This window comes from Sandarakinorhabdus sp., from assembly GCF_041689835.1.
Classification (GTDB): Bacteria; Pseudomonadota; Alphaproteobacteria; order Sphingomonadales; family Sphingomonadaceae; genus Sandarakinorhabdus.
The window spans coordinates 1-2,527 of sequence record NZ_JBDNFM010000021.1 but is presented as its reverse complement, the minus strand read 5'-3'; the positions used below and the strand labels follow the sequence as shown (position 1 = coordinate 2,527).

The following is a 2,527-nucleotide window of genomic DNA, read 5'->3' as shown; positions in this document are numbered from 1 at the left end:
TATAGGGGCGGCTGTGGGCATCGGTCAACTGGGTTTGAAAGCGGGCGGGTGGGGGCTGGCAGTGGCCGGAATTTCGGGGTAAAGGGCGGGGATGAGAGTTGCTGCGCCGCTTGCTGCCGATATCCATCCGATTCCGCTTTCGCTGGTCGAAACCGATGTGGCGGCGGCTGCGGCCGGCTTTGGCGATGCCTTTGCCCGCACCGGTTTTGCCGTGGTGTCGGATCACGGCATCGATGCCGCGTTGATCGAGCGTGCCAATGCCGCCACCAGGGCGTTCTTTGCGCTACCCGACGACGTCAAGCGCGCCTATGTCGTGTCAGGTGGCGGCGGGCAGCGCGGCCTGACTCCGTTCGGGGTGGAGGCGGCCAAGGGCCACGCCAAGGCCGATCTCAAGGAATTCTGGCACGTGGGTCGCGAATTGCCGGCCGGCCATGCTTATGCCGATGTGATGCCGGCCAATCTGTGGCCGAGCGAAATCCCCGATTTCCGTGCCGCACTCAGCGCCTTGTACGATGCGCTCGATCAGGCCGGCGCGAAGCTGCTGCGCGCCATCGCCGTGCATCTGGGGCGGGAGGCGGATTTCTTTGAAGGTCCGGTGCGCGAGGGGAACAGCATCCTGCGGCTGCTGCATTATCCGCCGGTGCCGCCGGAAACAGCCAAGGAAAATATTGGCGCTATTCGCGCCGGTGCACACGAGGATATCAATGTCATCACGCTGCTGCTGGGCGCGGAGGAAGCCGGGCTGCAACTGCTCGGCAAGGATGGCGAATGGCGGACTATCGATGCGCCGCCGGGCAGCCTGGTGTGCAACGTCGGTGACATGCTGCAACGGCTGACCGGGCACCGGCTGCCATCAACGAGCCACCGCGTGGTCAATCCGGCGCCGGAACGCATGGGGGTGGCGCGCTATTCAACGCCGTTCTTCCTGCATTTCCGTCCGGATTTTCTGATCACTGCACTTCCTGGCGGCCCGCAGGAAGAACCACCGATCACGGCCAATGATTATTTGCTCGAGCGGCTGCGCGATATCAAATTGCTGTAAAATAGGTGGGGCAAGGGAATTCTCATGATGAAACATGCATTCGCGCTGGCTGTGCTGCTGGCCACTTCGGTTTCGGCGGCCCCAGTGCTCGTCACGCCGGTGCTCGACACGCCGGTGAAGGACCAATGGTGGCAGGATGGCCGCGCTGCGCTCGACATGCGCCTGCGCGTGGTGAACCGGCCCAGGCGCGCGAAAAACGTTATCCTGATGGTGGGCGACGGCATGGGCATTTCCACCATCACGGCGGCGCGCATCTTTGATGGCCAGCGTCCGATCGATGGCCGCGCACCGGCCACCGGCGAGGAAAACAGCTTGGCGTGGGACACGATGGCCAACACCGCGCTGGTCAAGACGTACAACACCAACGCCCAGACGTCGGACAGTGCGGGCACCGCAAGCGCGCTCAATACGGGCGTGAAAACCCGCATCGGCGTGATCAATTTTGGTGCCGACCAAGGCGCGGAAGCCTGCAAGACGCCGGAAAAACTGCCGCGCACGCTGGCTGAAATAGCGCGGGCGGGCGGCATGGGGCTGGGCATCGTCACCACCACCCGCATCACCCATGCCACCCCGGCGGCCGTGTATGGCCATGTGCCCAACCGCAATTGGGAAGGGGCGGACCGCGCCTATCCGGCGGCTGAGCGCGCGTCGGGCTGTGCCGATCTGGCGGCGCAACTGGTCGGCTTCAAGGGCGGTTTCGATGTGGCGCTGGGCGGCGGTTCGGCGCGGTTTTTGCCGGCGGGCAACGGCGGCACCCGCGATGATGGCCGCAATCTGGTGGATGAATGGCAAAAGGCCTGGCCGCAGGCGCGGTTTGTCAGCGATGCCAAGGGCCTGCGCGCGTTGAACGCCCGCGGCACGGCGCCGGTGCTCGGCCTGTTCAATGCCGATCACATCAGTTTTGAAGCTGACCGCAAGGACGACGCCGAACCTGGCCTGCCGGAAATGGCGCGCTTTGCGCTGGCGCGGTTGCAGGCCGGCACCAAGGCACGCGGCGGCAAAGGCTATTATCTGATGATCGAGGGCGGGCGCATCGATCACGCCCACCACGCCAGCAACCCGTATCGTGCGCTGAAAGAGGCCCAGGTGTTCAGCGCCGCCGTGGCCGATGTGCTCAAAAGCGTGAACCTCGATGACACGCTGGTGCTGGTGACCGCCGATCACAGCCATGTGATGACGATTGCCGGCTATCCCGAACGCGGTAACGACATTTTGGGCTATATCAAGCCGGCGCGCGGCGGCGAAAGCGAAGGCGGACTGAGCAAGGAAGGCTGGTCGCTGGACGATCATGGTCAGCCGATGACGACACTCAGCTATGCCAACGGGCCGTTCATCACGCGCGGCCTGTCACGCCTGTTGCCGCCCACCGATCCCAATTATCTCGCCAACAAGACCTTTGGCACCGACAGTGAAAGCCATGGCGGCGAAGACGTGGCGCTGTTTGCCGAAGGCCCGCGCGCCGATCTGGTGCGCGGCGTGATGGAG

The 2,527-nt window shown here is 64.5% G+C and carries 2 protein-coding genes; both read left to right on the top strand.

Annotation, left to right across the window (positions count from 1 at the left end):
• Positions 1 to 91: 91 nt before the first annotated feature.
• Positions 92 to 1,042, top strand: coding sequence for an isopenicillin N synthase family dioxygenase (locus ACESL8_RS00955; protein WP_372914970.1), 951 nt, complete (start codon positions 92 to 94; stop codon positions 1,040 to 1,042).
• Between the two features lie 27 nt (positions 1,043 to 1,069).
• Positions 1,070 to 2,527: alkaline phosphatase (locus tag ACESL8_RS00950; protein WP_372914968.1), on the top strand; the 1,458-nt coding region annotated here is incomplete at its 3' end.